Source organism: Pseudomonas sp. 05N434 (assembly GCF_056396965.1).
This window is the reverse complement of the sequence record NZ_JBFTMK010000451.1, coordinates 1-5,475: the sequence shown is the minus strand read 5'-3', so window position 1 is coordinate 5,475 and position 5,475 is coordinate 1. Positions and strand designations below refer to the sequence as shown.

Annotated in this window: 4 protein-coding genes and 1 pseudogene; 1 reads left to right on the top strand and 4 read right to left on the bottom strand. The window is 57.8% G+C overall.

The features are described from left to right. Positions 1 to 413: cytochrome c oxidase subunit II transmembrane domain-containing protein (locus tag AC1DLB_RS23095; protein WP_477785700.1), on the bottom strand; the 413-nt coding region annotated here is incomplete at its 3' end. Between the two features lie 372 nt (positions 414 to 785). Between AC1DLB_RS23095 and AC1DLB_RS23090 the strand changes: the two genes are divergently transcribed. Then, entirely contained in the window at positions 786 to 1,436 is a 651-nt protein-coding gene (locus AC1DLB_RS23090; RefSeq protein WP_018927256.1) for a hypothetical protein, read from the top strand. A 106-nt stretch (positions 1,437 to 1,542) separates the two neighbouring features. Here AC1DLB_RS23090 and AC1DLB_RS23085 read toward each other — a convergent pair whose 3' ends face one another. The 3 genes and pseudogenes from AC1DLB_RS23085 to AC1DLB_RS23075 form a co-directional block, all read right to left on the bottom strand. After that, positions 1,543 to 3,072 carry a SulP family inorganic anion transporter gene (locus AC1DLB_RS23085; RefSeq protein WP_018927255.1) on the bottom strand — a complete coding sequence of 510 codons (1,530 nt, stop codon included), beginning with the start codon at positions 3,070 to 3,072 and terminating at the stop codon, positions 1,543 to 1,545. A gap of 130 nt (positions 3,073 to 3,202) precedes the next feature. Continuing rightward, entirely contained in the window at positions 3,203 to 3,934 is a 732-nt protein-coding gene (locus AC1DLB_RS23080; protein WP_018927254.1) for a carbonic anhydrase, read from the bottom strand. A 225-nt stretch (positions 3,935 to 4,159) separates the two neighbouring features. Then, positions 4,160 to 5,149: pseudogene (locus AC1DLB_RS23075) on the bottom strand (PA0069 family radical SAM protein); the annotation flags it as partial. Positions 5,150 to 5,475: the final 326 nt, after the last annotated feature.

Sequence of the window (5,475 nt, the reverse complement as noted above, 5' to 3'; positions counted from 1 at the left end):
TCCTGACCCAGGTATTTGTAATGCCACTTCCACTGATAGCCGGTGACCTGGATATCGATATCCGGCTCCGTGTTGTCGTACATCTTGATCAGTGTGGCGGTTGCGGGGACCGCCATGGCTACCAGGATAAGCAGGGGGACGATGGTCCAGAGGATTTCAACGGTGGTGCTTTCATGAAATTTTGCGGCCACCTGCCCGGTCGAGCGGCGGTGGATCATCATCGACCAGAACATGGCGCCGAAGACGATGATGCCGATCACCACACAAATCCAGAAAATGGTCATGTGCAGATCGAATACTGCGTGACTGATCTCAGTCGCTCCAGGCGCCATATTGACAGTCCAGGCCGCTTGCGCCTGACTGAAAATCGACCACAACAGGAGGCCCATCCAGACATGTGGATGTCGCATCATTGCGGGTTCCCCTTATCGTTCTTGTTATCCCGTAGGCGTAACGCCTGCGGCAAGGGAGCGGCATTTTCAGACCACGAACTTGAATCGCCGAGCCTTGCTGCGTATGCAGTCGGGTGTCATCAGCTAACTCCATTCAGAACCGAGTATAGACAGCGACTGCCACCTCGCAACGCGATGGGGTAAATCAGCTGAAACAGGTTGGACTTGCGTTCCAGGTCACGAATGGAGAAGGATGCAGACGAGTGGTGGCAAATCGATATAACTTCGATGTCTCAAGGATGAAATAATTATGACAAATGCGTCTTAGCCTTTTTCCTGAGCCAGCTAAGTTATGTCTTCCCTATTTCATTGCCTTTGTTTCCTGGAGTTTTCATGAACACCGCCGCATTGCGCGAGCAGATCCAACAAGCCCAACAACACGAGGCCGAGACCGGCCTGCTGACTCGTCAGCTGGAAACCCAACTGCCGCACCTTCACTCCGCCATCCAATTGCCGGATGTCGACGCTAACGGCGTGATGACGCGTTTTGTGGCCGCGTATATAGAACAAGTGCCAGACCTGCTGGATGCAGCCAATGAAGTCGCCAGGGAAGCGGGCATCGAATCGCAGATCAAGCCGGTGCTGACAATCGCCGAGCAGTTCTTCCTCCAACCGCCGGCGATCATGGCCGGTCACGTTGGCCTGGACAGCCTGCTGGACGAAGCTTATCTGGCGCACCGCCTGGTCGAAGAGGTCAACGACCTGTACATCAAGCATTTYGGYCAGCCATTGATCCCCTTGGACATGACTGTCGCCAACCTGATTGCCCACCAATTGATTGGCGAGGAATTTGCCAACCAACTGGATGAGGCGGTGCATCACGCCGTGGACGAGATGCTTGACGATGAAAGTTTCGCGCTGGAGTCGGTGGAGGCCTACCGCGAGAAACTCAACAGCCCGGACACCGGCGCCGCGTGGAAGCGCTGGCCGTGCCTGTCGCGCCAATTGGGCGTGGAGCTGGAGCTGGATCAACCAGCCGCGTAAGTCTATGCAACCCTGTAGGAGGCTTGCCCGCGAAGGCGTCCCCAAGTACGCCAAAAGCTTCGCGGGCAAGTCGGATCGCCGCACCGCTCGCTCCTACAGGGGGGCTTCAACCGGCCGTTGAGCCTACCCCGGTGGTGGTCCGCAACCGCCCTTCAAGCCTGCGCTTCAACCCCCGCGCTTCAATCACCAACTTCGAACCCTTGGCCGCATTGGCCCGGCCCCACTCCTCCAGCAACTCAAGGCACGAGTGATCGATGTAGCTCAGGTTATTGAGCGGCACATGCACCGTCGCGCCAGCGGGAATGCTCCCCAGCACCTGGGTCAACGCCGGCACCTTGAGGAAAGTCGCCGCCCCCACCAGACGCAGTTCCATCTCGCCGTCCGCCGGTAGATCGATCAGGCTGATTTTCAGGCGCGAAGCCTTCCAGGCCAGTTTGGCCAGCGTCAGGCCAAAGCCGATCAGCACGCCCGTCAGCAGGTCGGTGAAGATGATTGCCAGTGCAGTCGCCGCATAGGTGAACATCGGCATCCGGCCATAACGGCCCAGGCCGCGAAAGGCTTTGAGGTCCACCAGTTTGAAACCGGTGTAAACCAGCACGCCCGCCAGGCTCGCCACCGGAATGCTTTGCAGCACGCTCGATAGCAGCAACACGAAAGCCAGCAACCACAGGCCATGGAACACCGTCGACAGGCGGGTGGTGGCGCCGGCTTGAACGTTGGCCGAGCTGCGCACGATTACCCCGGTCATCGGCAGCGCGCCGAGCAGGCCACACAACATGTTGCCCACACCTTGTGCCGACAATTCGCGGTCGAAGTCCGAGCGTTGACCACTGTGCATGCGATCCACGGCGGCGGCCGAGAGCAGGGTTTCGGCGCTGGCGATAAAGGCCACGGCGAAGGCGGCGATCAGCAGGGTTGGGTCAGCCAGGTTGAGCAGATCCGCCGGGCGTAGCCAATCGATGGCCTCCGCCAGGTTAGCCGGGACCTCCACACGTTTGACCTGCAAGGCGAGCGCCAGGCTGGCGATCGTTGCTAGACCGACCCCGAGCAATGCGCCGGGAACGAAACGCAGGGAATGCGGGCGGAATTTTTCCCACAGCCACATCACGGCAATGGTCGACAGCCCGAGCAAACCCGCTTGCCAGCCAAACGAAGGCAAAGCCTGAATCACTGCAGTAGGAAAGGCCGCCAGGTTATCCAGCCCTGAGGGCTTGGGCACGGCATCGAGCATTACGTGCACCTGCGACAGCACGATCAACACGCCGATGCCGGCGAGCATGCCGTACACCACAGCCGGCGCCGTGACCCGAAACCAGCAACCCAGTTTCAAACGCCCGGCTACCAATTGCAGAAAACCCGCCAGTAGCAGGATCGGCCCGAGCATGGCGATACCATGCTGGCGCACCAGTTCGAACACCAATACCGCCAGGCCTGCCGCCGGACCGCTGACTTGCAACGGTGAACCGGCAAGCCAGCCAACTACCAGCCCACCGATGATGCCGGTGATCAGGCCYTTGGCCGGTGGCAGCCCGGAGGCGATGGCGATGCCCATGCACAAAGGCAGGGCAACCAGAAACACAACCACCGAAGCCAGCAGCTCCCGTGGCAGAACAGCTTTTAATTGAGCGGCACGCATGGTGACTCTCCCGAAGTTTTCTTCAGGCATGGCAAAGCCGGGCTGCCTGATCAGCAGCCTCGGCTAAACCACACAGGGATCTGTTGACCTGTCTCGCAAACGTTATTGTGAGACAGGCTACGAAGAGGATTTAGAAGCGCGCTTTGGGCGTCGCCACCGGAATCGGATGGCTGCCATCGAGCGGCAGGAAACAACCCTGATCCGCGTCGTAAGCCTGGATTTCGCTGGTTTCGATGTTGTACACCCAACCATGGATAAACAGCTGACCGTTGGCCATGCGCGAGGCCACCGACGGGTGCGTGCGCAAATGTTGCAACTGAGCGATCACATTCTCTTCGGTAAGGATGTGCATGCTCTCGCTTTCATTCGAGCAATGGCAGTTGTCCTGAACCATGGTTTTCGCCACTTCCGCATGGCGCAGCCAGGCTTTGACCGTCGGCATCTTTTCCAGGCTCTGCGGGTTGAGTACTGCGCGCATGGCGCCACAGTCGGAGTGGCCGCAGATGATGATGTGCTGCACGCCAAGCGCCAGCACTGCGTATTCGATGGCTGTGGAAACACCACCGTTCATTTGCCCATAAGGCGGCACGACGTTGCCGACGTTACGGGTGACGAACAGGTCGCCGGGGGCGCTTTGGGTGATCAGCTCGGGAACAATGCGCGAATCGGCGCACGCGATGAACATCGCCCGAGGCCGCTGGGCCGTGGCGAGTTTTTTGAAGAGTTCTTCCTGCTGCGGAAAGATCTCGTGATGAAAATGCAAAAAGCCGTCAACGATATGCTGCAGCGCTGCATCGGCGGTTTCCGCCTCGGGTTGGGCTGAAGCCGACGCAGCCAAAGGCTGTTTATCCTTGTCACTCATGATTCATCCTCTTTGGCGGAGTCAGGGAATTTCCCGTTTTGTCCGATGTGAAGCCAGTGGCTGTATAAAAAACGTCCAGGTCGAAAAACAGACCCGTCAGTCACTCGATGAACAAGGTAGCGGCTGAAGCTTAACTCAAACTGAATCAAGCGCTCTAGAACGTGCGTTCCAGGTCATAAGAAATATGACCAGCTTGAACACGACGTGCTTTTTTCACTACTCCACGTTGAGCCCCAGGCGCTTGATGGTTTTGGCAAAACGCTGCGCCAGCAGATCGGCAAACGGTCCTTCACCGCGCATACGGGCGCCAAACCGACTGTCGTAAAGCTCCCCACCACGGCTCTGGCGGATCAGGCTCAACACATGAGCTGCACGTTGAGGATAGTGGGCGGCCAGCCACTCTTCGAACAGCGGCGCCACTTCCAGCGGCAGGCGCAACATCATGTAAGCCGCAGTTTGCGCTCCGGCCGCATGGGCTTCAGTCAGCAGGCTTTCGAGTTCGCTGTCGTTGATCATCGGAATCATCGGTGAACACAAGACACCCACCGGAATCCCCGCTTCACGCATTACCCGGATCGCCCGCAGTCGTGCCTTGGGCGCGGCCGTACGAGGTTCGAGGATGCGTTTGAGCTCATCGTCCAGAGTGGTGAGGCTGATCATTACCGCCACCAGTCGTTGTTCGGCGAGTTCGGCCAGCAAGTCCAGGTCGCGCAGAATCAGCGAGCCCTTGGTGATGATGGTCACCGGATGGCGGTAGCGCAGCAGCACCTCAAGGATCTTGCGGGTGATTCTGTGTTCACGCTCGATCGGCTGATAAGGATCGGTGTTGGAGCCCAGGTTGATCGGCGCGCATTGATAGCCGCGTTTGGACAGTTGTTCTTCCAGCACATCGGCGGCGTTGGTCTTGGCGATCAGTCTGGTTTCGAAATCCAGACCCGGCGACATGTCCCAATAAGCGTGGCTTGGCCGCGCGTAGCAATAGATACAGCCATGCTCGCAGCCACGATAGGGATTGATCGAGCGGTCGAAGGGCAAGTCCGGCGAGTTGTTGCGGGTAATGATGGTCTTCGCCGTCTCGATGCGCACCTCGGTGCCTTGGGTGATTGGCGCTTCCTGATACCAGCCGTCATCCTCGGCCACCGAACGGTTCGGTGCGAAACGGTTGTGCGGGTTGGTGGCGGTGCCGCGACCGCGGGGTGGCAGAGGCGTGTTCATCGATAAAAACCCATTGGCTGTATGTGCATACAGTATCAAGGAGGAAAGCGACAAGCCAGTGCCGTTCGGCGAGTGAACATCGGAGATTATATAAAGGAACTAAAAAGACAAGTTTATGGATCAAGCGCATCGCGCAACTGTCATCACCGGAAATATATATCAAGTGGCGAAATTACAAAGGCTGTTAGTACTATCCTTGCCACACGAAGTTGTCGTGGATTATTAATTAAAAGGATTTAGTCATGTCGTTTTTTAATCAGCGTGGTATTTTTTTACAACTGTTGGCGCCGAGCATAACCAATCCTCGTGAAGCACAAGTATCGATG